The organism is Achromobacter xylosoxidans (assembly GCF_014490035.1).
In the GTDB taxonomy this organism is placed as follows: Bacteria; Pseudomonadota; Gammaproteobacteria; order Burkholderiales; family Burkholderiaceae_B; genus Achromobacter; species Achromobacter bronchisepticus_A.
The window spans coordinates 5,250,326-5,275,723 of the sequence record NZ_CP061008.1 but is presented as its reverse complement, the minus strand read 5'-3'; the positions used below and the strand labels follow the sequence as shown (position 1 = coordinate 5,275,723).

At 66.5% G+C, this 25,398-nt stretch carries 21 protein-coding genes; 15 read left to right on the top strand and 6 right to left on the bottom strand.

The window, feature by feature from the left end:
- Positions 1-16: 16 nt before the first annotated feature.
- The 3 genes from IAG39_RS24425 to IAG39_RS24415 are packed head-to-tail and all read left to right on the top strand — an operon-like array spanning position 17 to position 5,292.
- Positions 17-3,121, top strand: a complete 3,105-nt coding sequence (locus IAG39_RS24425; RefSeq protein ID WP_059374997.1) for a MexW/MexI family multidrug efflux RND transporter permease subunit — start codon at positions 17-19, stop codon at positions 3,119-3,121.
- 15 nt (positions 3,122-3,136) lie between these two features.
- Positions 3,137-4,582: an efflux transporter outer membrane subunit gene (locus tag IAG39_RS24420; RefSeq protein WP_118931886.1), complete on the top strand. Its 1,446-nt coding sequence runs from the start codon at positions 3,137-3,139 to the stop codon at positions 4,580-4,582.
- Positions 4,583-4,635: 53 nt separating this feature from the next.
- Positions 4,636-5,292, top strand: a complete 657-nt coding sequence (locus IAG39_RS24415) for a helix-turn-helix transcriptional regulator (protein WP_059374993.1) — start codon at positions 4,636-4,638, stop codon at positions 5,290-5,292.
- A 4-nt stretch (positions 5,293-5,296) separates the two neighbouring features.
- On the opposite strand, the gene oprZ is transcribed toward IAG39_RS24415, so the two are convergent.
- From oprZ to IAG39_RS24400, 3 genes are read right to left on the bottom strand one after another with little or no spacing between them, the layout of a single operon-like run.
- Positions 5,297-6,679 carry a multidrug efflux RND transporter outer membrane subunit OprZ gene (gene oprZ, locus IAG39_RS24410; protein WP_118931885.1) on the bottom strand — a complete coding sequence of 461 codons (1,383 nt, stop codon included), beginning with the start codon at positions 6,677-6,679 and terminating at the stop codon, positions 5,297-5,299.
- Complete coding sequence (locus IAG39_RS24405) at positions 6,676-9,813, bottom strand: multidrug efflux RND transporter permease subunit (RefSeq protein ID WP_118931884.1); 3,138 nt, start codon at positions 9,811-9,813, stop codon at positions 6,676-6,678. Before IAG39_RS24405 ends, oprZ begins: the two co-directional genes overlap by 4 nt.
- 6 nt (positions 9,814-9,819) lie before the next feature.
- Positions 9,820-11,031, bottom strand: a complete 1,212-nt coding sequence (locus tag IAG39_RS24400; RefSeq protein ID WP_118931883.1) for a MexX/AxyX family multidrug efflux RND transporter periplasmic adaptor subunit — start codon at positions 11,029-11,031, stop codon at positions 9,820-9,822.
- A 223-nt stretch (positions 11,032-11,254) separates the two neighbouring features.
- Between IAG39_RS24400 and axyZ the strand changes: the two genes are divergently transcribed.
- The 7 genes from axyZ to IAG39_RS24365 all read left to right on the top strand — a co-directional run bounded on the left by axyZ (position 11,255) and on the right by IAG39_RS24365 (position 19,202).
- Positions 11,255-11,893, top strand: a complete 639-nt coding sequence (gene axyZ, locus IAG39_RS24395; RefSeq protein WP_059374984.1) for a multidrug efflux transcriptional repressor AxyZ — start codon at positions 11,255-11,257, stop codon at positions 11,891-11,893.
- Positions 11,894-11,967: 74 nt separating this feature from the next.
- The gene (locus IAG39_RS24390) at positions 11,968-12,864 is read left to right on the top strand and encodes a LysR family transcriptional regulator (RefSeq protein ID WP_118931905.1); all 897 of its coding nucleotides are present in this window, start codon (positions 11,968-11,970) and stop codon (positions 12,862-12,864) included.
- A 210-nt stretch (positions 12,865-13,074) separates the two neighbouring features.
- Positions 13,075-14,577, top strand: a complete 1,503-nt coding sequence (locus tag IAG39_RS24385; RefSeq protein ID WP_059374980.1) for an ABC transporter substrate-binding protein — start codon at positions 13,075-13,077, stop codon at positions 14,575-14,577.
- Between the two features lie 184 nt (positions 14,578-14,761).
- The gene (locus tag IAG39_RS24380; protein WP_118931882.1) at positions 14,762-16,561 is read left to right on the top strand and encodes a gamma-glutamyltransferase family protein; all 1,800 of its coding nucleotides are present in this window, start codon (positions 14,762-14,764) and stop codon (positions 16,559-16,561) included.
- 79 nt (positions 16,562-16,640) lie between these two features.
- Positions 16,641-17,615 carry a diacylglycerol/lipid kinase family protein gene (locus IAG39_RS24375; RefSeq protein ID WP_059374979.1) on the top strand — a complete coding sequence of 325 codons (975 nt, stop codon included), beginning with the start codon at positions 16,641-16,643 and terminating at the stop codon, positions 17,613-17,615.
- A complete protein-coding gene (locus tag IAG39_RS24370; RefSeq protein ID WP_118931881.1) occupies positions 17,612-18,397 on the top strand; it encodes a metallophosphoesterase family protein in 786 nt (261 codons plus the stop codon). The genes IAG39_RS24375 and IAG39_RS24370 overlap by 4 nt, the downstream gene beginning before the upstream one ends.
- A gap of 37 nt (positions 18,398-18,434) precedes the next feature.
- Complete coding sequence (locus tag IAG39_RS24365) at positions 18,435-19,202, top strand: phosphatase PAP2 family protein (protein WP_118931880.1); 768 nt, start codon at positions 18,435-18,437, stop codon at positions 19,200-19,202.
- Here IAG39_RS24365 and IAG39_RS24360 read toward each other — a convergent pair.
- From IAG39_RS24360 to IAG39_RS24350, 3 genes are read right to left on the bottom strand one after another with little or no spacing between them, the layout of a single operon-like run.
- Complete coding sequence (locus tag IAG39_RS24360) at positions 19,173-19,610, bottom strand: NAD(P)-binding domain-containing protein (RefSeq protein ID WP_118931879.1); 438 nt, start codon at positions 19,608-19,610, stop codon at positions 19,173-19,175. The two genes, IAG39_RS24365 and IAG39_RS24360, sit on opposite strands and share 30 nt — an antisense overlap.
- The gene (locus IAG39_RS24355; protein WP_054450477.1) at positions 19,607-20,050 is read right to left on the bottom strand and encodes a PaaI family thioesterase; all 444 of its coding nucleotides are present in this window, start codon (positions 20,048-20,050) and stop codon (positions 19,607-19,609) included. Before IAG39_RS24355 ends, IAG39_RS24360 begins: the two co-directional genes overlap by 4 nt.
- The gene (locus IAG39_RS24350) at positions 20,047-20,661 is read right to left on the bottom strand and encodes a TetR/AcrR family transcriptional regulator (RefSeq protein WP_118931878.1); all 615 of its coding nucleotides are present in this window, start codon (positions 20,659-20,661) and stop codon (positions 20,047-20,049) included. The genes IAG39_RS24355 and IAG39_RS24350 overlap by 4 nt, the downstream gene beginning before the upstream one ends.
- Before the next feature lie 479 nt (positions 20,662-21,140).
- On the opposite strand from IAG39_RS24350, the gene IAG39_RS24345 reads away from it, so the two are divergent.
- The 5 genes from IAG39_RS24345 to IAG39_RS24325 all read left to right on the top strand — a co-directional run bounded on the left by IAG39_RS24345 (position 21,141) and on the right by IAG39_RS24325 (position 25,391).
- On the top strand, positions 21,141-22,262 hold the full coding sequence (locus IAG39_RS24345; protein WP_118931877.1) for a porin: 1,122 nt from the start codon (positions 21,141-21,143) through the stop codon (positions 22,260-22,262).
- Positions 22,263-22,553: 291 nt separating this feature from the next.
- Complete coding sequence (locus IAG39_RS24340; RefSeq protein ID WP_006217959.1) at positions 22,554-22,913, top strand: NADH-quinone oxidoreductase subunit A; 360 nt, start codon at positions 22,554-22,556, stop codon at positions 22,911-22,913.
- 39 nt (positions 22,914-22,952) lie between these two features.
- On the top strand, positions 22,953-23,429 hold the full coding sequence (locus tag IAG39_RS24335; protein ID WP_006217960.1) for a NuoB/complex I 20 kDa subunit family protein: 477 nt from the start codon (positions 22,953-22,955) through the stop codon (positions 23,427-23,429).
- A gap of 75 nt (positions 23,430-23,504) precedes the next feature.
- Positions 23,505-24,131: an NADH-quinone oxidoreductase subunit C gene (locus tag IAG39_RS24330; RefSeq protein ID WP_059374964.1), complete on the top strand. Its 627-nt coding sequence runs from the start codon at positions 23,505-23,507 to the stop codon at positions 24,129-24,131.
- Between the two features lie 3 nt (positions 24,132-24,134).
- Complete coding sequence (locus IAG39_RS24325; RefSeq protein WP_059374957.1) at positions 24,135-25,391, top strand: NADH-quinone oxidoreductase subunit D; 1,257 nt, start codon at positions 24,135-24,137, stop codon at positions 25,389-25,391.
- Positions 25,392-25,398 lie beyond the last annotated feature (7 nt).

The window sequence follows — 25,398 nt, the reverse complement described above, 5'->3', positions numbered from 1 at the left end:
GGGCGCGGAGCAGAACATGAAATTCACCGATCTCTTCGTACGCCGGCCGGTGCTGGCGCTGGTGGTCAGCACGCTGATCCTGCTGCTGGGCATCAAGGCCCTGAGCGGCCTGCCGGTGCGGCAGTATCCGCTGACCGAAAGCACCACCATCACCATCACCACCCAGTATCCGGGCGCTTCGCCCGATCTCATGCAGGGCTTCGTCACCCAGCCCATCGCGCAGTCCGTGGCCACGGTGGAAGGCATCGACTACCTGTCGTCTTCCTCCACCCAAGGCCGCAGCGTGATCACGGTGCGGATGAAGCTGAACGCCGATTCCAACAAGGCCATGACCGAGGTGATGGCCAAGGTCAACGAGGTCAAGTACCGCCTGCCGCAGGACGTGTACGACCCTGTGCTGGTCAAGTCCGCCGGTGAGGCGACCGCCGTGGCCTATGTGGGCTTTTCCAGCAGCACCTTGTCGCTGGCGTCATTGACCGACTATCTGTCGCGCGTGGTGCAGCCGCAGCTCTCGTCCATCGACGGCGTGGCCAGCGTGGAGCTCTACGGCGGACAGAAACTGGCGATGCGGGTGTGGCTGGACCCGAACCGGATGGCGGCGCGCGGCATTTCCGCGGGCGAGCTGGCCGACGCGCTGCGCGACAACAACGTGCAGGCAGCGCCGGGACAGGCCAAGGGCCTGTACGTGGTCTCCAACATCCAGGTCAACACGGACCTGGTCAACGTCGCGGAATTCCGCGACATGGTGGTCAAGCGCGAGGGCGACGCGATCGTGCGCCTGGGCGACGTGGCCACGGTGGAACTGGGCGCCGCGTCCACCGATTCCAGCGGCCTGATGGACGGCGAGCCGGCGGTGTACTTCGGCCTGAACGCCACGCCGGTGGGCAATCCGCTGGTGATCGTCAAGCGCCTGAACGAGCTGCTGCCCAACATCAAGCAGAACCTGCCGCCCGGCACCAGCGTGCAGGTGCCGTTCGAGCTGGCCCGCTTCATCAGCGCCTCGATCGACGGCGTGGTGCGCACGCTGATCGAGGCCGTCGCCATCGTGGTGGTGGTGATCTTCCTGTGCCTGGGGTCCTTGCGCGCCGTGCTGATTCCGGTATTGACCATTCCGCTGTCCATGCTGGGCGGGGCGGCCATCATGGCGCTGTTCGGCTTCAGCGTGAACCTGTTGACCTTGCTGGCCATGGTGCTGGCCATCGGCCTGGTGGTGGACGACGCCATCGTGGTGGTGGAAAACGTGCACCGCCACATCGAAGAGGGCAAGTCGCCGGTGCGCGCGGCGCTCATCGGCGCGCGCGAAGTGGCGGGGCCGGTGATCGCCATGACCATTACGCTGGCGGCGGTCTACGCGCCCATCGGGCTGATGGGCGGGCTTACCGGTTCGCTCTTCAAGGAGTTCGCCTTCACCCTGGCGGGATCGGTGGTGGTGTCGGGCGTTATCGCGCTGACCTTGTCGCCGGTGATGAGTTCGTTCCTGCTGGACAGCCGCGTTTCCGAGGGCTGGATGGCGCGCCGCGCCGAGCATTTCTTCGGACGCCTGGGCGACGCCTATGGCCGCGTGCTGGACGTCTCGCTGCATCATCGCTGGGTGACCGGGCTGATCGCCGTGGCGGTGCTGGCCAGCCTGCCGTTCCTCTACAACGCGGCGCAGCGCGAGCTGGCGCCGGTGGAGGACCAGTCCACCGTGCTGACGGCGATCAAGTCGCCGCAGCACGCCAACATCGACTACGTGGAGAAGTTCGGCCGCAAGTGGGACGACGTCATGAAGACCCTGCCCGAACAGCAGGGGCGCTGGCTGATCAACGGCTCCGACGGCGTCTCCAACAGCATCGGCGGCGTGGACTTCGTGCCCTGGGATAAGCGCCACCGTTCGGCCGACCAGATCCAGGCCGACATGCAGGCCATGGTGAACCAGGTCGAGGGCAGCAACATCTTCGCCTTCCAGCTGCCGTCGCTGCCGGGATCGACCGGCGGGCTGCCGGTGCAGATGGTCATCATGAGCGCGTCCGACTATCCGGTGGTCTACGAGGCCATGGAGGGCTTGAAGAAGGCGGCGCGCGAGAGCGGCCTGTTCATGGTGGTCGACAGCGACCTGGACTACAACAACCCGGTGGTACAGCTGAAGGTGGACCGCGCCAAGGCCAACAGCCTGGGCGTCACCATGAAGGCCATCGGCGACACGCTGGCCGTGCTGGTGGGCGAGAACTACGTGAACCGCTTCGGCATGGACGGCCGTTCCTATGACGTCATTCCGCAGAGCCTGCGCGAGCAGCGCATCTCGCCGGAGTCGCTGGCGCGCTACTACGTCAAGAGCGCCAGCGGCGCCCAGGTACCGCTGTCCAACCTCGTGACCGTGTCCATGGGCGTGGAGCCCAACAAGCTGACCCAGTTCAATCAGCTCAACGCGGCCACCTTCCAGGCCATTCCCATGCCGGGTGTCACCATGGGCGATGCGGTGCAGTTCCTGACCGACCAGGCCAAGTTCCTGCCCGCGGGCTTCAGCTACGACTGGCAGTCGGACGCGCGCCAGTACAGCCAGGAAGGCTCGGCGCTGATGATCACCTTCATCTTCGCCATCATCGTGATCTACCTGGTGCTGGCGGCGCAATACGAGAGCCTGCGCGATCCCTTCATCATCCTGGTGAGCGTGCCCATGTCGATCTGCGGCGCGCTGATACCGCTGGCGCTGGGCATGGCCACCATCAATATCTACACCCAGATCGGGCTGGTGACGCTGATCGGCCTGATCAGCAAGCACGGCATCCTGATGGTGGAGTTCGCCAATGAAATGCAGGTCAGCCACGGGCTGGACCGGCGCACCGCGATGGAGCAGGCCGCCCGCATCCGGCTGCGCCCCATCCTGATGACGACCGCCGCCATGGTCATGGGCCTGATCCCGCTGTTGTTCGCCAGCGGCGCGGGCGCGCACAGCCGCTACAGCCTGGGCCTGGTCATCGTGGTGGGCCTGCTGGTGGGCACGCTGTTCACGCTGTTCGTGCTGCCCACCGTCTACACCGTCTTCGCCCGCGACCACCGCGCAGCGCACGACACGCCGCGCGCCCGGGAACTGGCGCTGGCCCAGGCCGAGGACGCCGCGGCGCCCGCCGCCTCCGCTTAGCCGAAGGAAACCATCATGAAGCATCCACAACTTTCCCTGCGCTTGCGCCGCGGCGCGGCCGTGCTGCTGGCCGCGCTGGCCACCGCCGGCTGCGCCGTCGGCCCCGACTACCAGAAGCCCCAGGCCGCGCCGGTGGCGCTGGCCAGCCCTGAACAGGCCCTGTTCTCCACCGATCAATTGCAGCGCGACTGGTGGAAGCAATTGCAGGATCCGCAGCTGGACCGGCTGATCGATCTGGCGCTGTCCCGCAATCTCGACATCCGCATGGCGCAGGCGCGCCTGGCCGAATCGCGCGCGGTGCTGGACGAGAAGGATCTGGACCGGCTGCCCGTGGTCACGCTGGGCGGCGGCTATGAGCGCAGCCTGTCCCAGGCCAATGCAGGCGTCGCGGGTCAACGCAACCTGGCCGAAAGCTATCGGGCCGGCTTTGACGCCACCTGGGAGCTGGACCTGTTCGGCCGGCTGCGCCGGGCGGCCGAGGGCGCCGCCGCGCGCAGCGAGGCGCAGGCCGCGGACCTGGCCCAGACCCGCATCGTGGTGGCGGCCGAAGTGGCGCGCAACTACTTCGAACTGCGCGGCGCGGAACAGCGCCTGGCCGTGGCGCGCGCCAACCTGCAGAGCCAGCGCGACAGCCTGCGCGTGATCCAGGCCATGGTGTCGGCTGGCCGTGGCGACGAAGGCGACCTGGCCAGCGCGCGCGCCGAACTGGAGACCGTGCAGGCCAGCGTGCCGGTGCAGATCGCGGCCCGGCGGCTGGCGCAGTACCGGATCGCCGTGCTGGCGGGCCTGCGCCCGGTGGAGCTGGGCGAGCTCGATGCGGGCAAGGCGCTGGCTCCCCTGGACACCCGCCTGCCGATCGGCGACGTGAGCGCCTTGCTGTCGCGGCGCCCGGACGTGCTGGCGGCCGAGCGCGGCATGGCCGCTGCCAACGCCGACGTGGGCGTGGCGACCGCCGAACTGTATCCGCGCATCGACCTGGGCGGATTCCTGGGCTTTGTCGCCCTGCGCGGCGCGGATTTCGGCTCATCGGCCAGCCGCGCGTTCAGCGTGGCGGCCACGGCCAACTGGCCTGCCTTCCACCTGCCCACGGCGCTGGCGCGCAAGCGCGGCGCGGTGGCGCGCGCGGACGGCGCCGTCGCCAGCTATGAACTGACCGTGCTGCGGGCGGTCGAGGAACTGGAATCGGCGCTGACGGAATACGGCCAGACCCAGCAGCGCCTGGGCAGCCTGGCGCAGGCGGCCGCGCACAGCGGCAGGGCGGCGGAACTGGCGCAACTGCGCTACCGCGAAGGCAGCACTCCGTATTTGACGGTGCTGGATGCGCAGCGTACGCTTTTGCGCGCCCAGGACGCCGTGGCCGTGGCCGAAACCGAGTCCTATACCCGCCTGATTACGCTGTACAAGGCGCTGGGAGGCGGATGGGAAGCGCCGGCCGCCGACCCGCAGGCGGCTTCCGGCTGACTGGCAACCGCGGTTCATGGCACCATAGGCAAACAACCGGAGACTCCACATTCATGTCTGACAGTCCGTCCCATCCCGTGGTCTGGGAGCATCAGCCCGCCGACCGCGTGCTCATGACCCTGAAGACGCGCGGCCCGCAATCCGTCGCCGTCATTGCCAAGACCTTGGACGTGACGGCCGAGGCGGTGCGTCAGCAGATGACGCGCTTGCATGCGGAAGGACTGGTGGATTCCGAAAGCCACAGCGCGGGCCGCGGCCGGCCCACGCAGATCTGGTTTCTGACCGATGCCGGAAACGGGCGCTTTCCGGACACGCATGCCGAAATGACGGTACAGATGCTGGGCGCCGTGCGCCAGGTGTTCGGCGAAGAGGGCATCGAAAAACTGATCCAGGCGCGCGAAACCGCCATGCTCAACGGCTATCGCCAGGCCATGCAGGGCGCCCGCAGCCTGAAGGAAAGGCTGGAGCGGCTGGTGGAAGTCCGCTGCGCCGAAGGCTACATGGCCGAGCTGCGCAAGGATGGCGCGGACTTCCTCTTCATCGAGAACCACTGCCCGATCTGCTCCGCGGCCAAAGCCTGTATGGGCTTTTGCCGCAGCGAGCTGGAACTCTTCCATAAGGTGCTCGGAGCAGAGGTCCGGGTGCGGCGCGAAGAGCACATCCTCGCGGGCGCGCGCCGCTGCGCCTACCGCATCGACAAGGCTGACTGATCCGTCAGGATCCGGGCTGCTCCCAGCCGCCCAGCGCCTTGTACAACTCCACCGCGTTGACCAGCCGGCGCTGCTGCAGCCGGATGAACTCCTGTTCGGATTCGAACAGGCTGCGTTGCGCTTCCAGCATTTCCAGATAGCTCGCCACGCCGCGCTCGTAGCGCCTTTCGGTCAGGCGCTGGCGGTCGCGGTCGGCGTCGCGCACCTTGCGCTGGGCGTCGATCTGGGCGCGCAGCGTGTCGCGCGCGGACAGCGCGTCGGCCACTTCGCGGAAGGCCTGCTGGATGCTGCCCTCGTACTGGGCCACCGCGATGTCCTTGCGCGTTTCCGCCAGCGACAGGTTGGCGCTGTTGCGCCCGGCGTTGAAGATGGGCAGGGTCAGCTTGGGCGCGAAGGTCCAGGTGCCGGTGCCAGAGCCGAACAGGTCCGAGAAGCTGCCGGCCGTGATGCCGATGTCGGTGGTCAGCTGCACCGATGGGAAAAACGCCGCGCGCGCCGCGCCGATGTCGGCGTTGGCGGCCCGTAGCGTGTCCTCGGCCTGGCGCAGGTCCGGACGACGGATCAGCAGGGCGGAGGGCAGGCCCGCGGCCAGCGGCGTCAGGCTCTGGCTTTCCAGCGTGACGGCATCGGTGTCGGGCGGCAGGGAAAAGTCTCCCGCCAGTATGCCCAGCGTATGCACGGACTGGCGGTATTCCCGGCTCAGTTCGGCATGCGTGGCGCGCGAGGACTCCACCAGCATCTGCGAGGTGCGCAGCCCCACGGCCGTTTCCAGCCCGGCGTCGTAGCGGCGCTGGGTGAGCTTGAGCGAGGCCTCGCGCAACGCCAACGTGCTCTCGGTCAGGCGCAGCTGTTCCGCCAGCGAGCGCTGGTTGAAGTAAGCCGTGGCCGTCTCCGACACCAGCGACAGCGTGGCGGCGCGGTGCGCTTCCTCGCTGGCCAGGTAGCGCGACAACGCGGCGTCGCTCAGGCTTTTGACGCGGCCGAAGAAATCCAGCTCGAAGGCCGCGATGCCCACGGCGGCACGGTAGCGGTCCGCCACCGGCATGCGCGGCTGGCCGGGTTCCGCGCCGCGTCCGCGACTGAACTCGCCCGTGCCGTCGATGGACGGCAGGCGGTCGGCCTGCTGCACGCCGTACAGCGCCCGGGCTTCCTGGATGCGCAGCGCCGCCACCCGCAGGTTGCGGTTGTTCTCCAAGGCGGCGGCGATCCAGGCCTGCAGCGCCGGGTCGTTGAAGTAATCGCGCCAGTCCTGCGGCATGGCCGCCAGCCCTTGCGCGTCGGGCGTGTCATAGGCCTGCGGGACCGGCGCAGCCGGCCGTTCGTACTTGGGGGCCAGCGAGCAGCCGGCCAGGGCCAGCGCAAGCAGGGTCATTGCCATAGCCTTCATGGCGTGGTCTCCAGCGTTTCGCGGCCTTGCGGACGCGAGGGGCGCACGCGCATGCCCAGCGCGCGGCCCACGATCAAAAAGAAGAGCGGCACCAGGAAGATGGCCAGCACCGTCGCCGTGACGATGCCGCCCAGCACGCCCGTGCCGATCGCGGCCTGGGCGCCCGAGGCCGCGCCGGTGGCCAGCGCCAGGGGCAGCACGCCCACGCCGAAGGCCAGCGAGGTCATCACGATGGGCCGCAGCCGCAGCCTCGCGGCCTCCAGCGTGGCCGACACGATGCCCTGGCCGTCGCGCACCAGGTCCTTGGCCACTTCCACGATCAGGATCGCGTTCTTGGCCGACAGCCCGATGGTGGCGATGAGGCCGACCTTGAAGTAGATGTCGTTGGGCATGCCGCGCAGCGTCACGCCCAGCACTGCGCCGATCACGCCCAGCGGCACCACCAGGATCACCGCCAGCGGGATGGACCAGCTTTCATACAGCGCGGCCAGCGCCAGGAACACGACCAGCACCGACAGCGCGAACAGCACCAGCGCCTGGTTGCCGGACAGCCGTTCCTCATAGGACTGTCCCGACCAGTCGAAGCCGATGCCGCGCGGCAGTTCGGCCGCCAGCGTCTCGATGGCGCGCATGGCCTCGCCGCTACTGTGTCCAGGGGCGGCCGAACCGTTGATGGTGAACGAGGGGAAGCCGTTGTAGCGGTTGAGCTGCGGCGGTCCCATCGACCATTTCAGGGTGGCGAAGGCCGACAGCGGCACCATCTGCCCCTGCAGGTTGCGCACGTGCAGGCGCGACACGTCTTCCATGTCGACGCGGCTCTTGCCGTCAGCCTGCACGGTTACGCGCCGCACCTGGCCATTGAGCATGAAGTCGCCGATGTAGTCCGAGCCGTACATGACCGCCAGCGCCGTGTTGATCTCGTCCAGCGGCACGCCCATGGCCTGGGCCTTGTCGCGGTCGACGCGCAGCTCCAGCTGCGGCGCTTCTTCCTGGCCCGCGAAGACGACCTCGGTCAGCGCGGGATGCTTGGCCGCCGCCGCCAGCAATTGCTGGCGCGCCTGGGTCAGGGCTTCGTAGCCCAGCCCGGCGCGGTCCTGCAGGCGGAAGTCGAAGCCCGAAGTGGAGCCCAGGTCCGGCAGCGGCGGGGAGTTCAGCGCATGCACCATGACGTTCTTGCGGTCGGCGAAGGCGGCGTTGATGCGTTCCACCACCGCGTTCACGTGCAGGTCGGCGCCGCTGCGCTGCTTCCAGTCCTTCAGCGTGACGAAGAACATGGCCGAGTTCGGTCCGCTGCCGTAGTTGCTGAAGCCGTTGACCGAATACACGTACTCGACGGGCTCGTGCTCCATCATGTAGCGCTCGACCTCCTTCACCATCGCCATGGTTTCGGCTTGCGGCGAACCCTGGGGCAGGATGACCATGGCCATGAAGCTGCCCTGGTCTTCGTCCGGCAGGAAAGAAGAGGGCAGGCGCGCGAACAGCAGCGCCACCGCGGCGATCACCGCCAGATAGGCCAGGCCGAAGCGCACCGGACGGGCCAGCACGCCCGACACCCGGGCGGTGTAGCGCGCGGTCAGGCGCGCGAAGGCCCGGTTGAACCAGCCGAAGAAACCGCGCTTCTCGTGGTGGCCGGCGGCGATGGGCTTGAGCATGCTGGCGCACAGCGCCGGCGTCAGCGACAGCGCCAGGAAGGCCGAGAAGGCGATCGACACGGCCAGCGTCACGGCGAACTGGCGATAGATGTTGCCCACCGCGCCGTCAAAGAAGGCCATGGGGACGAACACCGACACCAGCACCACCGTGATGCCCACGATGGCGCCGCTGATCTGGCCCATGGCCTTGACCGTGGCCTCGCGCGGCGACAAGCCTTCCTCGGCCATGATGCGTTCGACGTTCTCCACCACCACGATGGCGTCGTCGACCAGGATGCCGATGGCCAGCACCATGCCGAACATCGTCAGCACGTTGATGGAATAGCCCAGTCCCAGCATCACGCCCAGCGTGCCCAGCAGCGCCACCGGCACGACCAGCGTCGGAATCAGCGTGGCGCGGAAGTTCTGCATGAACAGATACATCACGCAGAACACCAGGGCCACGGCTTCCAGCAGGGTCATCAGCACCTTTCTGATCGAAATCTCCACGAAGGTGGAGGTCTCGTAGGGGATGTCCCAGGTCACGCCCGGCGGGAAGTACTGGGCCAGCTCCTGCATGGTCGCGCGGATCCGCTTGGTCGTGTCCACCGCGTTCGAACCCGGCGCCAGCTTGATGCCCAGGCCCGTGCCGGTCATGCCGTTCACGCGCGACAGGTACATATAGTCGGTGCCGCCCAGTTCGACCCGCGCCACGTCCTTCAGGCGCAACGTGGCGCCGCCCGGCTGCGCGCGCAGCGGAATGTTGCCGAACTGCTCGGGCGTGCGCAGCGACTCGCCGGCGACGATGCTGGCGTTCAGCGGAGCGTCCTTCGGCACGGCCTGGTTGCCCAGTTCGCCGATGGTGACGCGCGCGTTGTGGCTGCGCAAGGCAGAGACGATGTCGCCCGGGGTCAGGGACATGGCCGTCAGCTTGGCGGGATCCGGCCAGATGCGCATGGCGGCTTCCGCGCCGAACAACTGCACCTTGCCCACGCCTTCCACGCGGCGCAGCGCCTGCAGCACGTTGGAGGCAGCCAGCTCGCCCAGCTGGATGTCATCCAGGCCGCCGTCCGATTTCAGCGACACCACCAGCTGGATGTTGTCGGCCGCCTTCTCCACGCGCACGCCGTCGCGGCGCACCGATTCGGGCAGGCGCGGCTCCACCGCCTTCAGGCGGTTCTGCACTTCCACGGCCGCCAGGTCCGGATTGGTGCCTTGCTTGAAGGTCAGGTTGATGCTGGCCCAGCCCGTCGAGTCGCTGCTGGACGAGGTGTACATCAGCCCCGGAGCGCCGTTCATCTCGCGTTCGATGATGGCGGTGACCGCCTCTTCGACCACCTTGGCCGAGGCGCCGGGATAGCTGGCGCCGACGTTGACCACCGGCGGAGCGATGTCCGGATACTGCGCCACCGGCAGCGCGCGGATCGACAGAATGCCGATCAGCACGATCAGCAGCGAGATCACCCAGGCGAAGACGGGGCGATCGATAAAAAAACGCGCCATTGCGGTTTATCCTTTTTGACCCGCGGCGGGCGTCCTTGCCTGGACGCCGGCCTCCGGGTTGCCGGGGGCGGGAGCCTGCGCGCTGGACGCGGCGCGTTCCACCGGTTTGATTTTCTGTCCCGCCGCGAGATGCGCGGCGTTCTCGACGACGATGCGCTCGCCGCCCGCCAATCCCTGCGTGACGATCCAGTTCGGACCCTGCAGGCGCTGCGCGGTGACGACGATCTTCTGCAGTTCTCCGTCCGCATCCGCAGCCAGCACGTGCGCGCCTTCGGCGTTGCGCAGCAGGGCGTTGCGCGGCACCAGGTAGGTGTCGCGGTTGATCGCCTGCTCCAGCCGCACCCGCACATACATGCCCGGCAGCAGGTCGCGGTCCGGGTTATCGAACAGCGCCCGCATGGTGACGTTGTCCGTGCCTGGATCCACTGCCAGGTCGGCGAACGACAGCGTGCCGCCGCGCCCGTACTCGGAGCCGTCGGGCAGCAGCAGCCGCACTCGCACCTGGTCCGGCGCCACGCCTTCCAGGGCGCCCGCGCGGATCTGCTTTTGCAGTTGCATCACCTCGGCCGCCGGTTGGGCGAAGTTCACGTAGATGGGATCGATCTGCTGCACCACCGTCAGCGGCGTGGCCTGGCCTTCGCCCACCAGCGCGCCTTCGGTCACCAGCGCGCGCCGCGCCCGGCCGTCGATGGGCGAGGTGACGCGCGCGTAATCCAGCTTCAGCTTGGCGCTTTGCAGGTTGGCGCGGGCCAGGGCGACCTCGGCCCGCGCCTGGCGCTCCTGCGCCACGCTTTCGGCATGGTCGCGTTCGCTGATGGCGCGGTCCGACACCAGGTCGGCGTAGCGGCGCAGCTTGTCGGCGGCGGCGGACAGGTTGGCCTGCGCGCGCGCCAGGTTCGCGGCTTCGGAATCGTAGGCGGCCTGCAAGGGCGCGGGATCGATCTGGAACAGGGCGGCGCCGCGCGTCACGTCCTGGCCTTCCTCGTACAGACGCGCCGTGACGATGCCGGCCACCCGCGCGCGCACTTCGGCCTCGCGGTAGGGCTCCAGCCGGCCCGGCAATTCGGTGGCGACGCTGGTGGGCGTGGCCCGGGCAACGATGACGCCGACTTCGGCGGGAGCCTCGGTGGCTTGTTGGGCTTCCGGTTTCGAGCAACCGGTAATAAGAATTAGTACGGAAGAAAGGGCGAGCGTGCGTAGAGAGACTCTTTGCTTCATTTTTAAAATTTCTGATGGGCCCGGGGAGGGCTGAGGTGGGGAAAGGCGCCGACTTTCCCGCGTGGGGAAGCGAGTCTATCATTTAATCCGTCACGCTTGATTAATTATTTTGTTCGGAAGTATGCTCCCCGCTTCACACTTATTCACAGTGACGAAAAGGGCGGCTTCTTGTTTTGAAGTCGCCATTTTTTTGCAGCCGATTTTTTAAGAAGGAGGTCCCCGCATGGCCCGCAAGACGAAGGAAGAGTCCCAACGCACCCGCGACCGCATCCTGGATGCCGCGGAACACGTGTTCCTGTCCAAAGGGGTGGCCGCCACCACCATGAGCGACATAGCCGACCACGCAGGGGTGTCCCGGGGCGCCGTCTACGGCCATTACAAGAACAAGATCGACGTCTGCATCGCCATGTGCGACCGCGCGCTGGGCGAGGCTGCGCCGCTGACTCATGTCTCGACCGACGGCGAGGCGCTGGAATCGCTCTACACCTCCATGCGGCAGTACATCCAGATCTACGCGCAGGAAGGCTCGGTGCAGCGCGTGCTGGAGATCCTGTACCTGAAATGCGAACGCAGCGACGAAAACGCGCCCCTGCTGCGCCGCCGCGACCTGTGGGAGCGCCACGCCCTGCGCACCTCGGAGAAACTGTTGCGCGCCGCGGTCAAGCGCGAAGACCTGCCGCGCGCGCTGGACGTGCGCCTGTCCAATCTTTATCTGCACGCCCTGGTCGACGGGGTGTTCGACAGCATCTGCTGGTCCGATCGCCTCAAGGGCGACATGTGGCCGCGCGTCGAGCGCATGCTCCGCGCCGCCATCGATACCCTCCGGTTTTCCGCGCATCTGCTGACGCCGAAAGCCGTCTGATGCCGCTGGGGCGCTTTGCAACGCAGCGTCCCAAAGGAGGGCATTTCCATGGCGGGCGCCTCTACAATCCCGGCATGACCCTCAAGCAACTCGAAGCCTTCTACTGGGCCGCCACCTGCGCAAGTTTCGCCGTGGCGGCCGAGCGCCTGCACCTGTCGGTCTCGTCGCTGTCCAAGCGCATTACCGAGCTCGAGGAAGGTCTGGGCCTGCCTTTGTTCGATCGCAGCGGCCACAAGGCGGTGCTGACCGACGCCGGCCAGCGCCTGCTGCCGCAGGCGCGCGACCTGCTGGCCTCGGCCGAACAGATCCGGGCGTCGTTGGCGCAAAGCGCCGGGCTCAGCGGGCGCTGCCGCTTCGGCGTGGGTGAACTGACCGCGCTGACCTGGCTGCCGCGGCTGATCCGGGGCGTGCGCGCCGCCTACCCGGACCTGGTGCTGGAACCCTACGTGGACATCGGCCAGGTGCTGGAGCAGCGCGTGGCCGACGGTGAACTGGACTTCGCCGTGATCGCGGGCCGTTCCTCGCGGTCCAACATCGCTTCCTCCGCCATAGGCCAGGCCGAATTCTCCTGGGTCGCCGCGCCGGCGCTGCTGGACGGCGCCACGCGCATGACGCCGGAACTGCTGGCGCGCCTGCCGCTGGTCACGCTGCCGGCCGGGGCCGGCACCACGCGCATCATCGACGACTGGCTGGCGGGCCGCGAGGCGGGCGGCGAACGGCTCTGCTGCAACAACTGGGGGGCGGTGGTCGGCCTCCTGATAGAAGGCACCGGCGTCGGCCTGCTGCCCAGCCATTGGGCCCGCGCCTTGCAGACCGAGGGCAGCCTGCGCGTGCTGGAAGGCGATACGCCCCTGGCGGCCATGCCCTATGCGTTCCAGTACCGCCGTGACGATGCCCGGCCGCTGGTCGCCAAGCTGCGCGCCGAGGTCCAGGCCGCCGTGGACTTCGCGGCGCCTTGCCGCATTCCCTGAAAGCGCGTCCGCAAGGCGGCCGCCCGGCGCGCATTTAGGCTTACGACAGCCGCCGCTCTATACAATCGCCGCGCGCCTGGCGCAGAATCCAACAAGAACGTGCGCGGCGGGGGATGGACCCGGATGCGGCACGGCTCGGGTCTGTTCCCTCATGCCGGGCGGCGCGTCCGCGCGGGGAACCAGGCCGACCTGAACCGACGGAGATCTTTCATGCGTAAACTTTGCCTCGCCATGGCCATGGCGGGAATGCTGGCCAGCGGATTGGCGCAAGCCCAATCCACCCTGCGTATCGGCCTGCAGGACGACCCTGACGTGCTGGACCCGGTGCGCGCGCGCACCTTCGTGGGCCGCATCGTCTTCGCTTCCCTCTGCGACAAGCTGGTAGAGATCACGCCGGACCTGAAGATCGTGCCGCAGCTGGCGCAATCCTGGACCATCAGCCCGGACAACAAGGTCCTGACCTTCAAGCTGCGCACCGACGCCGTCTTCCACGACGGCACGCCGGTGAACGCCGCGGCCGTCAAGGCCAACCTGGACCGCGCCCGCACCTTGCCCGACAGCAACCGCAAGAGCGAACTGGCCACGGTCGCCAGCGTCGAGGCCCCGGACGCCAGCACCGTGGTGCTGACCCTGTCCGAACCCGACGCCTCGCTGCTGTCGCAGTTGTCCGATCGCGCCGGGATGATGATGTCGCCCGCCAGCTTCGACAAGGACCCTGGCGGCAAGCCGGTGTGCTCGGGGCCGTACCAGTTCAAGGAGCGCGTGCAGAACGACCGCATCGTGCTCGAGAAATTTCCCAAGTACTGGGACGCCGCCAACTATCACTTCGATCGTCTGGTCTACACCCCGATTCCGGACAACACCGTGCGCCTGAACAACCTGCGCGCCGGCGACCTGGACATCATCGAGCGCGTCGCGCCCAGCGATGCCAAGGCCGTGAAGGACGACAAGAACCTGACCCTGGCGCCGGTGACCGGCCTGGGCTTCCAGGCCATTTCGGTGAACCTGGCCAACGGCGCGCGCGCCAACAACCCCCTGGCCAAGGACAAGCGCGTGCGCCAGGCGCTGGACCTCGCCATCGACCGCGACGTGCTCAACCAGGTGATCGGCGAAGGCATGTTCCAGCCCGCTTACCAGCCGTTCCCGCCGGCCAGCTTCGCCTACAACACGGCCTTCGAGCACAAGGGCCGCGATCCCAAGAAGGCGCAGGCGCTGTTGAAGGAAGCGGGCTTTGACCGCGTCAAGTTCGAGATCACCTTCGGCAACAACACCACCATGCAGCAGGTGTTCGAGCTGGTGCAGGCCATGGGCGCCGAAGCGGGCTTCGACATCACGCTGCGTCCGGTGGAATTCGCTTCCCTGCAATCCTCGCTCGCGCGCGGCGACTTCGAAGTGGGGCAGAGCGGCTGGTCGGGCCGGGTCGATCCCAGCGGCAACATCCACCAGTACCTGAGCTGCAAGGGCAATCTGAACGACGGCAAGTTCTGCGATCCCGCCGTGGACAAGCTGCTCAACGATGCCCGCGCCGAATCGGACACCGCCAAGCGCCGCGCCATGTATGACCAGGTGCTGACGGCGATGCAGGACCAGCGCCCGATCGTCTACCTGTTCTACCTGCCGTGGACCTTCGGCGTGCAGAAGAAGGTGGAAGGCTTTGTTCCGTACCCGGATGGCTTGATTCGCCTGAAGGGTGTCACTGTCGCTAAAAAGTAGGCTCCTCCCTACCCGCTGGCACAGGCCCCAGAGGGGCGGCGCTGGCGGACCGGCGGAGCCGGATCCGCGGCGCCCCGGCTGGCGGCGTCCGCGGGCCTCTCCAGCGTGCCTGTTCTTTTGATCGCCAGGCGCCCGCCGTACAGGAAGTGTTCCGCATTTCAGCGGCAGCCCTATAGGAATCATCATGTTTACGACTCGCCCGGAAATTCTCGGCACCTTTGGTGTCGTGACGTCCACCCATTGGCTGGCCAGCGCGGCCGGCATGTCGCTGCTGGAGCGCGGCGGCAACGCCTTCGACGCTTGCGTGGCCTCGGCCTTCGTGCTGCAGGTGGTCGAACCCCACCTGGTCGGCCCGGCCGGCGAAGTGCCCGCGGTGTTCTATTCCGCGCGCACCGGTCGCGTCGAAGTGCTGTGCGGCCAGGGCACCACGCCCGCTGCTGCCACGCTCGAACGCTACCGCGCCGAAGGCCTCAAGCTGATCCCCGGCAACGGCCTGCTGGCCACCGTCATTCCCGGCGCCTTCGACGCCTGGATGCTGCTCTTGCGCGACCACGGCAGCATGCGCGTGCGCGACGTGCTGGAGCCCGCCATCTATTACGCGGAGCACGGCCACGCGCTGATGCCGCGCATCTCCAACACCATCGCCGGCCTGAAGGACTTCTTCCAGACCCATTGGCCGACGACTGCCGCCGTCTACGTGCCGGGCGGCAAGGTGCCCGAGGCCCGCAAGCTGTTCCGCAATCCGGCCCTGGCGCGCACCTGGACCCGCGTGCTGCAGCAGGCCGAAAGCGCCGGCGCCGACCGCGAGCGCCAGATCGAGGCGGCGCGCGTTGCGTTCTACCGCGGCTTCGTGGCCGAGGAAATCGACCGGTTCGCCCGCAACACCGACGTCATGGACGAGAGCGGTTCCACGCACCGTGGCGTCATTACCGCCGAGGACCTGGCGGGCTGGTCGGCCAGCTACGACAAGCCGGTCACCTACGACTATCACGGCTACACCGTGGCGAAAGCCGGCTCCTGGAGCCAAGGCCCGGTCTTCCTGCAGACCCTGGCGCTGCTCAAGGAAATGGACCTGGCCGGCGTGAGCCCGACCAGCGCCGAGTTCGTGCACCGCGTGACCGAGGCCATGAAGCTGGCCTTTGCCGACCGCGAGGCCTATTACGGCGATCCGGCCTTCGTCAACGTGCCGCTGGAGCATTTGCTGTCCGATGCCTACAACGCCGAACGCCGCGCGCTCATCGGCGAGTCGGCCTCGCAGGATCTGCTGCCTGGCCAGGTGCCGGGTTTCGAGGCCCAAGTGAAGCGCGTCATGGACACGCTGGAGCGTCTCTCCAAGGTGTCCGCGCCCGGCAGCGCCACCAATGAACCCACGCTAGCCGACATGCGCGCCTCCGCCAAACGCGGCGACACCACGCACGTGGACGTCATCGACCGCTGGGGCAATATGATCTCGGCCACGCCTTCGGGCGGATGGTTCCAGTCTTCGCCGGTGATTCCGGAACTCGGCTTCGGCCTGAATACCCGCGCGCAGATGTTCTGGCTGGAAGAAGGGCTGCCCGGCACGCTGGCGCCCGGCAAGCGTCCGCGCACCACCCTGACGCCCTCGCTGGCGCTGCGCGATGGCAAGCCCTACCTGGCCTTCGGCACGCCGGGCGGCGACCAGCAGGAACAATGGCAGCTGCTGTTCTTCCTGCGCCACGTGCACCACGGCCTGAACCTGCAGGAAGCGATCGATCTGCCCATGTCGCACACCATGCATTTCCCCACGTCCTTCTATCCGCGCGACCGCAAGCCGGGGCATCTGGCGGTGGAGGCGAGCTTCGGCGCCGAGGTCATCGCGGCGCTGCGCCAGCGCGGGCACCAGATCGAGGAAGTGCCCGAGTGGTCGGTGGGCAGGTTGACCGCTGCCTCGCGCGATGCCGACGGCCTGCTGCACGCGGCGGCCACGCCGCGCCTGATGCAGGCTTACGCCATCGGCCGCTGAATGGCCGCGGCGGGCGCGCCTGGCGCGCCCGCCGCGGGCCTTGTTGCGGCGTTTTGCCGGCATGGGGTATGTTTGACGCATGACGTCAACCCAGCAGAAACCGGCAACAGAGGCCCATTCCCTGACGGGACAAGAACCCCTCTTCATCGTCCTCAATACCGGATCGGGACGCGGCGACGCGCAGATCCTCCAAGACACGATCCGCCGCATACTCGACGAGGCCGGGCGCCGCTATGAACTGATGCCCGTGCAGGACCCGTCGCGCCTGACCGCCACGGCCGAGGCTGCGGTCACGCGCGCGCAGGAACAGCAGGGCGTGGTCATCGCGGCGGGCGGCGACGGCACGCTCAATGCGGTCGCGGGCGTCGTGCTTGGCAAAGGCGTGCCGTTCGGCATCCTGCCCCAGGGCACGTTCAATTACTTCGGGCGCAGCTACGGCATCTCGCAAGATACCGAGGTCGCCCTGCGCGGCTTCCTGCAAGGCCAGCCCAGGCCGGTGCAGGTCGGCATGCTTAATGGCAGGCTGTTCCTGGTCAATGCCAGCCTGGGCCTGTATCCGCAATTGCTCGAGGACCGCGAAGCCTATAAACAGAAGTACGGCCGCAGCCGGCTGGTGGCGCTGTGGTCCGGCCTGGTCACGCTGCTGCGCGCGCCGCGCCAGTTGAGCCTGCTGCTGGACCATGGCGGCCAGGCCCGCAATCTGCGCTCGCCCACCCTGGTGGTGGGCAACAACAAGCTCCAGCTGGAGCACATCGGCATCGAATCCGCGGAGCTGGACCAGAACCGCCTGATCGCCATGGCGGCGCGGCCGGTCGGCACCCTGGCGCTCTATGGCTTGCTGCTGCGCGGCTTGTTCAGCCGCCTGGGCGAAGCCGAGCATGTGGTGAGTTTCGCCTTCGACCGCCTGACGGTGGCCGTGCGCGGGCGCCGCCGGGTCAAGGTGGCGATGGATGGCGAAATCTCCTGGATGGATACGCCGCTGGAGTTCAAAGTGGCCGACGAACGGCTGCCGCTGGTGGTGCCGGCGGACTCGCAATATTTGGACCGTTCATGACCCGTATCCTGCATTTTTCCGATACCCACTTCGGCACGGAACGCAAACCCGTGGTCGAAGCCGCGCTGGACCTGGCCTGCAATCTCGCGCCCGACCTGGTGGTGCTCAGCGGCGACATCACACAGCGCGCGCGGCGCGGCCAGTTCGCCGCCGCCCGCAAATTCATTGAACGCCTGTCGCTGCCGGTGTTGACGGTGCCGGGCAATCACGATATTCCGCTGTTCAACGTGTTCGCGCGCGCGCTCAATCCTTACGGCAACTACAAGCGGGCTTTGGGCCCGGTGCTGGAGCCCGTGTTTGAAAACGCCGGCCTGCTCGCCATCGGCGTCAACACGACACGCCCGCGCCGCCGCAAGGATGGCGAGATATCCGGCGCGCAGATCGCGCGGGTCGCCGAGAGGCTGCGCCAGGCCAGGCCAGGGCAGTTGCGCATCGTGGTGGCGCACCATCCCGTGCGCGCCAAGGTCGAGTCGGACCTGTCCAACCTGTTGAACGGCCGCGAGAGGGCCCTCGAAGCCTGGGCGCAGGCCGGCGTGGACCTGATCCTGGGGGGGCATATCCATCTGCCCTATGTGCTGCCCGTGAACCCGGCGGCTCCTTCCGGCGGCTGGGTCGTCCAGGCCGGAACCACCTGCTCGCGCCGCGTGCGCGGCAACGTGCCCAATTCGGTCAATGTCATTACCCGCGAGGAGCAGGGCGATTGCCGGATCGAGCGTTGGGACTACGCCGCAGGGGCGCATGCGTTTGCACCGGTGGACAAGACCCTGGTCGCGTTGTATTGAGACAGAGCGGGAATTTCTTGGTGACGGGTTCTTATTTATGACGGATGCCTATGCGGCATGGGCCGCGGCCCATGCCTTGCAGCTGTTTGTCGCGCTGCCCTTGCTGGCCGCGGCGGCTGCGCTGACCTTGGCGTGGTGCTGGCCGCGCCTGTCCGGCGGCGGCCGCGTTGCGCTATTCGCGCTGGGGACGTCCGCGGCGCTTGTCGTGTTCCTGGTCCTGGCCTACGCCATCGAGCGCGAGGGCGCGGTGGTCGCGTTCGACCGGGCGCTGGCTGGCGCGCTGGGCATGTCCATGTCGACGCCGCTGCTGTGGCTGCTGTCTTGGTTCACGTATCTGGGCGACAGGAATTTCCTGACCGGGGTGGCCGTGCTGATGACCCTGTTCCTGCTGTCTCGCCGGCAATGGGGGCTGGCCGTCGTATGCGCCGTTGCGACCGGCGTCGGCGGGGCGCTCAACTGGCTGCTCAAGCACGCCTTCGAGCGCGTCCGGCCGGACCATGACCATGGCTACGCCAGCGTGGCGGGGTGGAGCTTCCCCAGCGGCCATTCCTCGGCCGCGATGGCGGTGTACGGCATGGCCTGCTACCTGCTTTGGCGTCTGGCGCCTCCGGCATGGCGCTTGCCGGGCACCGCGTTGCTGGCGGCGCTCATCATGGCGATCGGACTCAGCCGCATCCTGCTGCAGGTCCATTTCGTCAGCGACGTGCTGGCGGGCTTCGCGATCAGCCTGGCTTGGCTGGCGCTGTGCGTGGCGCTGGCGCAGCGCTTGCGGCCGTCATGCTCCGAGCGCCAGCGCGTTCAGTAAGCGCGCCTCGGCAACCGGGGCGTCGGCCGCCGCGGCCAGGGGCGCGCAGGTGTAGCGGCCGCCCGCCGCGACGATGGCCTGGTCCAGGCTGCGCGCGCGTTCGCCGCAGGGCGGCTCCAGGTCCACGATCAGCTTGCCTGCCACCGGCGCGGTCACGTTGCCGTCGCTGAAGCGCTCCAGCGTGCGGTCGATCTCGCGTTCGCGCGGCAGGGCCAGCACGATGGTGTCGGATTCTTCCAGCGCTTCCCGCGCGGAGGTGGCCAGCGTGGCGCTGCCGCGGAAGTCCTCGCAACGCCCCGGCTCGATGTCGTAGAGAGTCAGCGCGATGTCCGGCTCGGCCGCCAGGAGGCGTTGCGCGGCGTGGGTGCCGGTCTTGCCCATGCCGACGATGCTCACGCGCATGCTCATGGCTTGGGCACGGACCACGTGCTCACGATATGGGCGAGGGGCTCGTCCGAACCCTCGCCGGTCAGGATGACTTCCCCGGCGGACAGCCGGCCCACTTTCAACAGCCGGGCGTCGGCATAGATGGCGCCCGCGGGGCTCTTGCGCAGGAAATTGATCGTCAGGCTCGCGGTCACCGCGTGCGCCTGTCCGGTGGCGCCCACCACCGCGGCGTACATGGTCAGGTCGGCCAGGCCCATCAGCATGGGGCCGGCGACGATGCCGCCCAGCCGCTGGTGGGCGTCGCGCGCCGGAAGCACCGCACGCGCCGTGCCGCGGCCGATGCGTATCACGTCTATGCCCAACAGCATGGAAAACGGATGCTGGTCGGCCAGCAATATATGGAAGTCGGCCAGGCTGATCAGCGGGGCGTCGGCCGGGGTGTCCAGGTCGGTTGCGGTCATCGTTGCTCCAGGGCGAGGCAGTAGTTGTCCAGCAGCGTTTCCGCTTGCTGGCCCAGGGATTTCAGGCGCCGGGTGTGCAGCAGCAGCAGCAGGCCCATCAAATAGGTGAAGAGATTCATCTGTTCGACCGCGACGATCGCGGCCTCCCAGGACTTGGTCCGGGCCAGCGCCACGCCCAGCAGGTCTACGCACTGCCGCAGGCGGGCGTTGAGCCGTTCGTCCATTTCCCGGCCCAGACCGCGCGGCCCCAGCCCCTGGAACAGGTACATGCCCAGCGAGAAGTCGGTCCGCCGTTCGGCGTAGTAGCCAAAGAACGCATGGATCGCGGTGCGCGCCGCCGTCGGGGCCGGGCCGTCGGAGGCCGCCTCGGCCAGATGGGCATGCAGGCGTTCCAGCGATTCTTCCAGCAGCGCGCCATAAATGCTCTCCTTGCCGGCGAACCAGGGGTAGATGGCGCCAGTGGTGCAGCCGGCCTCCTTGGCGATCGCGCGGATCGTGGTCTGCTCCAGGCCGTCGCGCTCGAACACGCGCTGCGCGGCGTCCAGAACCAGTTGGCGGCGCAGCGCGTTCAGCCGTTCGGAACGGTCGGCGCGGGAAGGGGGCGTAGGCATATGGCTGAATGGAGGAGTCGACGACTCGATAATATCGGCGATTTTTATAAATAACAACGTTATTGATAGTGGACGGATCGGCGCATTCCTGCTGCGGGGGCCTTATGGCGAAGGTGCGATTCCGATGGCTGGTTGGAGGCCGCGGCGACGCGGAAACAGGGCTCGGAAGGGGACTGTATTTGATGGCGGGGATGGTATCCGGGGCATCCGGATAATTAGGGGCAGGGCTGAAAGTCGCATGAATAGGTGCTTGGCCTAAAAACTAAGGGTAAGCCCTAGCGTGTCCGGCCAGGCTTCGCTGGGATGTTGCAATATCCCAACAAGCCTGTCGTAAACCTGCACTTTTCTGGCGCCGACCATAGCCAGCCCCCCTGATTTTTGATGCAATAGCGTCAACTTCCCTTCGCGGAGTTAGGGGGGCGGCAGGCTGGTTTGCTGGATTGCTGCTCTTGTCACTCAAATCAACGGAGATTTCTTAAATGAAAAAGACTCTGCTCGCTGCCGCCCTGCTCGCCGGTTTTGCCGGTGTCGCCCAGGCAGAAACGTCTGTCACCCTGTACGGTATCATCGACACGGGTATCGGCTACAACAAGATCAGCGGTGGTCCCGATGCCGTCAACGGCAGCCGTTTCGGCATGATCAACGGCGTCCAGAACGGTTCGCGCTGGGGTCTGCGTGGTTCGGAAGACCTGGGTGACGGCCTGCGCGCTGTTTTCCAGCTGGAATCGGGCTTTGATTCGGGTAACGGCAAGTCGGCTCAAAACGGCCGTCTGTTCGGTCGTCAAGCCACCATCGGTCTGGCCAGCGACAGCTGGGGTCAACTGGACTTCGGTCGCCAAACCAACATCGCGTCGAAGTACTTCGGCTCGATCGACCCGTTCGGCGCTGGCTTCGGTCAGGCTAACATCGGTGCCGCCTTCAGCGCTGCCAACACGCAACGCTACGACAACATGGTCATGTATCAGACCCCGTCGTTCAGCGGCTTCCAGTTCGGCTTGGGCTACTCGTTCAGCGCCGACGACCAGAACACCGCCCAAACCGGCTTCCGCACCGCCGACAACACCCGCGCGATCACGACCGGTCTGCGTTACGTGAACGGCCCGCTGAACATCGCCTTCTCGTACGATCAGCTGAACGCTTCGAACAAGCTGTCGACCACCCAGACCGACGCCACCCCGCGTATGTACGCCCTGGGCGGTTCGTATGACTTCGAAGTCGTGAAGCTGGCTTTGGCCTACGCTCGCACGACCGACGGTTGGTTCGCTGGCCAAGGCCTGACCTCCAACACGGGCAACATCGGCTTCAACAGCAACATCTTTGCTGATGGCTTCAAGGCCAACTCGTACATGGTCGGCCTGTCCGCCCCGATCGGCGGCGCAAGCAAGCTGTTCGGTTCGTGGCAAATGGTTGACCCCAGCAACGGTCGCCTGAGCGGTGTTGATAGCGCCGACCAGACGATGCAAATCTTCTCGCTGGGCTACACCTACGACCTGTCCAAGCGCACCAACCTGTACGCTTACGGTTCGTACGCCAAGAACTACGCCTTCGTGGAAGACATCAAGTCGACCGCCGTCGGCGTCGGTATCCGTCACCGCTTCTAATCCAAAGCAGGGCGCAAGTCCTGCCTGGATTTAAAGTGCGCGAACGGGCTTCGGCCCGTTCGTATGAAACCACCCTTCGGGGTGGTTTTTTTCGTTTTCGCGCCTGTGTTTTTGCGTGTGTTTGTGCGTGCATCGGCAGGCTGCTGTATGCTTGCGCACCGGTGCTGAAAGCAGCCATTGTTCCATTTGAGGAATGCTGTCTTTCGCCTGCTGTTCGAGCTACAGAGTTCAGCCAGAAGTAACCGCGCGAATGCTACAATCCTAAGGTTTGCGCATTTGACGGACGCCTGAATGAACCTGCAACAGTATTTTCCCGTCCTGCTGTTTATCGTAGTGGCCACCCTTATCGGGTTCGCGCTTCTAACGGCCGGCTCCCTCCTTGGCCCGCGGCGTCCCTACGCCGAGAAGCTCTCGCCGTACGAATGCGGTTTCGAGGCCTTCGAAGACGCCCGCATGAAGTTTGACGTGCGCTACTACCTGGTGGCGATTCTGTTCATTCTTTTCGACCTGGAAATCGCCTTTCTGTTCCCGTGGGCCATCGCCCAGGGCACGGTCGGCCTCGTCGGTTTCTGGACGGTCATGGTTTTCCTGGCCGTGCTGACGGTCGGCTTCATCTACGAATGGAAAAAGGGCGCGCTGGATTGGGAATAACCCGCCGGGTTTTTTCACAGCACGCTATCAGAGACGAATATGGCTATAGACGGCATTCTCAAGCAAGGGTTCATCACAACCAGCGCGGACAAGTTCCTTAATTGGGCGAAGACCGGCTCCATGTGGCCCATGACCTTCGGTCTGGCCTGTTGCGCGGTTGAGATGATGCACGCGGGCGCGGCCCGCTACGACCTGGACCAATTCGGCATCATCTTCCGCCCCAGCCCGCGCCAGTCCGATCTGATGATCGTGGCCGGCACGCTGTGCAACAAGATGGCGCCGGCGCTGCGCAAGGTCTACGACCAGATGCCCGAGCCGCGTTGGGTGGTTTCCATGGGCTCCTGTGCCAACGGCGGCGGTTACTACCACTACTCGTATTCGGTGGTCCGTGGCTGCGATCGCATCGTACCGGTAGACGTCTACGTGCCGGGCTGCCCGCCCACGGCCGAGGCGCTGGTCTACGGCTTGCTGCAAATGCAGAACAAGATCCGTCTGACCAACACGATTGCGCGCTGAGCATCGCCGCGCCAGGCAGCAGTCCTTGCAGCCGGCCCCGCGAAACCAGCGTATCGGTTCACCTAAGCGTACAAGATGATGACCAGGCTCGAAACCCTGAAAAACAATTTGCAGACCACCCTCGGCGCGGATATCGCGCTGACCGAGGCGTTGGGCGAGCTGACGCTCGAAGTGCCCGCGCAGCAGTGGTTCTCCGTCTGCAACAAGCTGCGCACCGAAGTCGGCCTGCGCTTTGAAACCTGTATCGACCTCTGCGGCGTCGACTACCTGACCTGGGGCAACGGCACGCGCCAACTGCCCGAGGAAACCAACGCCAAGGTCCACCGCTCGCGTTTCGCCGTGGTCGCCCATCTGCTCTCGATCGAGAACAACTGGCGCCTGCGCGTGCGCACCTGGGCCGAAGACGACGAATTCCCGATGGTCGCGTCGTTGATGGAATGCTGGCCGGCCGTGGGCTGGTTCGAACGCGAAGCCTTCGACCTGTACGGCATCGTCTTCGAAGGCCACCCGGACCTGCGCCGCATCCTCACCGACTATGGCTTCATCGGCCATCCCTTCCGCAAGGACTTCCCGCTGTCCGGCACCGTCGAAATGCGCTACGACCCGGAACAACGGCGCGTCATTTACCAGCCGGTCACGATCGATCCGCGCGAAGTCACGCCGCGCGTGGTCCGCGAAGACTCCTACGGCTTGGGGCGTTAAATCATGGCAGAAATCAAGAACTACACGCTCAACTTCGGCCCTCAGCATCCGGCCGCGCACGGTGTGCTGCGCCTGGTGCTCGAACTCGACGGCGAAGTGATCCAGCGGGCCGACCCGCACATCGGCCTGCTGCACCGCGCCACTGAAAAGCTGGCCGAACACAAGACCTACATCCAGGCGCTGCCCTACATGGACCGCCTGGACTACGTGTCCATGATGTGCAACGAGCACGCCTACGTCATGGCCATCGAAAAGCTGCTGGGCGTGGAAGCCCCGCTGCGCGCGCAGTACATCCGCGTGATGTTCGACGAGATCACCCGTCTGCTGAACCACCTGATGTCGCTGGGTTCGCACGCGCTGGACGTGGGCGCCATGGCGGTGTTCCTGTATGCCTTCCGTGAGCGCGAAGACCTGATGGACTGCTATGAAGCGGTCTCGGGCGCGCGCATGCACGCGGCCTACTATCGTCCTGGCGGCGTCTACCGCGACCTGCCGGACTCGATGCCGCAATACGGCGACACCAGCAAGTACCGCGGCGACAAGGAAGTGCGCGTCATGAACGACGCGCGTTCGGGTTCGCTGCTGGATTTCATCGAAGACTTCACCAACCGCTTCCCGGCTTGCGTCGACGAGTACGAAACGCTGCTGACCGACAACCGCATCTGGAAGCAGCGTCTGGTGGGCATCGGCGTGGTCGATCCCGAACGCGCCAAGGCGCTGGGCTTCACCGGCCCGATGCTGCGCGGTTCGGGCGTGGCCTGGGACCTGCGCAAGATGCAGCCCTACGAAGTCTACGACCTGCTCGATTTCGACATCCCCGTGGGTGTCAACGGCGACTGCTATGACCGCTACCTGGTCCGTATCGCCGAAATGCGTGAGAGCAACCGCATCATCCGCCAGTGCGTGGAATGGCTGCGCAACAACCCGGGCCCGGTCATGATCGAGAACCACAAGATCGCCCCGCCCAAGCGCACCGCCATGAAAACCAACATGGAAGAGCTGATCCATCACTTCAAGCTCTTCACTGAAGGTTTCCACGTGCCTCCCGGTGAAGCGTACGCCTCGGTGGAACACCCCAAGGGCGAATTCGGCATCTACGCGGTGTCCGACGGCGCCAACAAGCCTTACCGCCTGAAGATTCGGGCCCCCGGCTTTGTCCACCTGCAATCGCTGGATGAAATGTCGCGCGGTCACATGATTGCCGACGCCGTCACCATCATTGGCACGCAGGACATCGTTTTTGGCGAGATCGATCGCTGATCCGCCC

Coding starts and splice junctions, on each gene's coding strand:
- IAG39_RS24425 (WP_059374997.1), top strand. CDS start 17: ATGAAATTCACCGATCTCTTCGTACGCCGGCCGGTGCTGGCGCTGGTG.
- IAG39_RS24420 (WP_118931886.1), top strand. CDS start 3,137: ATGAAGCATCCACAACTTTCCCTGCGCTTGCGCCGCGGCGCGGCCGTG.
- IAG39_RS24415 (WP_059374993.1), top strand. CDS start 4,636: ATGTCTGACAGTCCGTCCCATCCCGTGGTCTGGGAGCATCAGCCCGCC.
- oprZ (WP_118931885.1), bottom strand. CDS start 6,679: ATGAAGGCTATGGCAATGACCCTGCTTGCGCTGGCCCTGGCCGGCTGC.
- IAG39_RS24405 (WP_118931884.1), bottom strand. CDS start 9,813: ATGGCGCGTTTTTTTATCGATCGCCCCGTCTTCGCCTGGGTGATCTCG.
- IAG39_RS24400 (WP_118931883.1), bottom strand. CDS start 11,031: ATGAAGCAAAGAGTCTCTCTACGCACGCTCGCCCTTTCTTCCGTACTA.
- axyZ (WP_059374984.1), top strand. CDS start 11,255: ATGGCCCGCAAGACGAAGGAAGAGTCCCAACGCACCCGCGACCGCATC.
- IAG39_RS24390 (WP_118931905.1), top strand. CDS start 11,968: ATGACCCTCAAGCAACTCGAAGCCTTCTACTGGGCCGCCACCTGCGCA.
- IAG39_RS24385 (WP_059374980.1), top strand. CDS start 13,075: ATGCGTAAACTTTGCCTCGCCATGGCCATGGCGGGAATGCTGGCCAGC.
- IAG39_RS24380 (WP_118931882.1), top strand. CDS start 14,762: ATGTTTACGACTCGCCCGGAAATTCTCGGCACCTTTGGTGTCGTGACG.
- IAG39_RS24375 (WP_059374979.1), top strand. CDS start 16,641: ATGACGTCAACCCAGCAGAAACCGGCAACAGAGGCCCATTCCCTGACG.
- IAG39_RS24370 (WP_118931881.1), top strand. CDS start 17,612: ATGACCCGTATCCTGCATTTTTCCGATACCCACTTCGGCACGGAACGC.
- IAG39_RS24365 (WP_118931880.1), top strand. CDS start 18,435: ATGACGGATGCCTATGCGGCATGGGCCGCGGCCCATGCCTTGCAGCTG.
- IAG39_RS24360 (WP_118931879.1), bottom strand. CDS start 19,610: ATGAGCATGCGCGTGAGCATCGTCGGCATGGGCAAGACCGGCACCCAC.
- IAG39_RS24355 (WP_054450477.1), bottom strand. CDS start 20,050: ATGACCGCAACCGACCTGGACACCCCGGCCGACGCCCCGCTGATCAGC.
- IAG39_RS24350 (WP_118931878.1), bottom strand. CDS start 20,661: ATGCCTACGCCCCCTTCCCGCGCCGACCGTTCCGAACGGCTGAACGCG.
- IAG39_RS24345 (WP_118931877.1), top strand. CDS start 21,141: ATGAAAAAGACTCTGCTCGCTGCCGCCCTGCTCGCCGGTTTTGCCGGT.
- IAG39_RS24340 (WP_006217959.1), top strand. CDS start 22,554: ATGAACCTGCAACAGTATTTTCCCGTCCTGCTGTTTATCGTAGTGGCC.
- IAG39_RS24335 (WP_006217960.1), top strand. CDS start 22,953: ATGGCTATAGACGGCATTCTCAAGCAAGGGTTCATCACAACCAGCGCG.
- IAG39_RS24330 (WP_059374964.1), top strand. CDS start 23,505: ATGATGACCAGGCTCGAAACCCTGAAAAACAATTTGCAGACCACCCTC.
- IAG39_RS24325 (WP_059374957.1), top strand. CDS start 24,135: ATGGCAGAAATCAAGAACTACACGCTCAACTTCGGCCCTCAGCATCCG.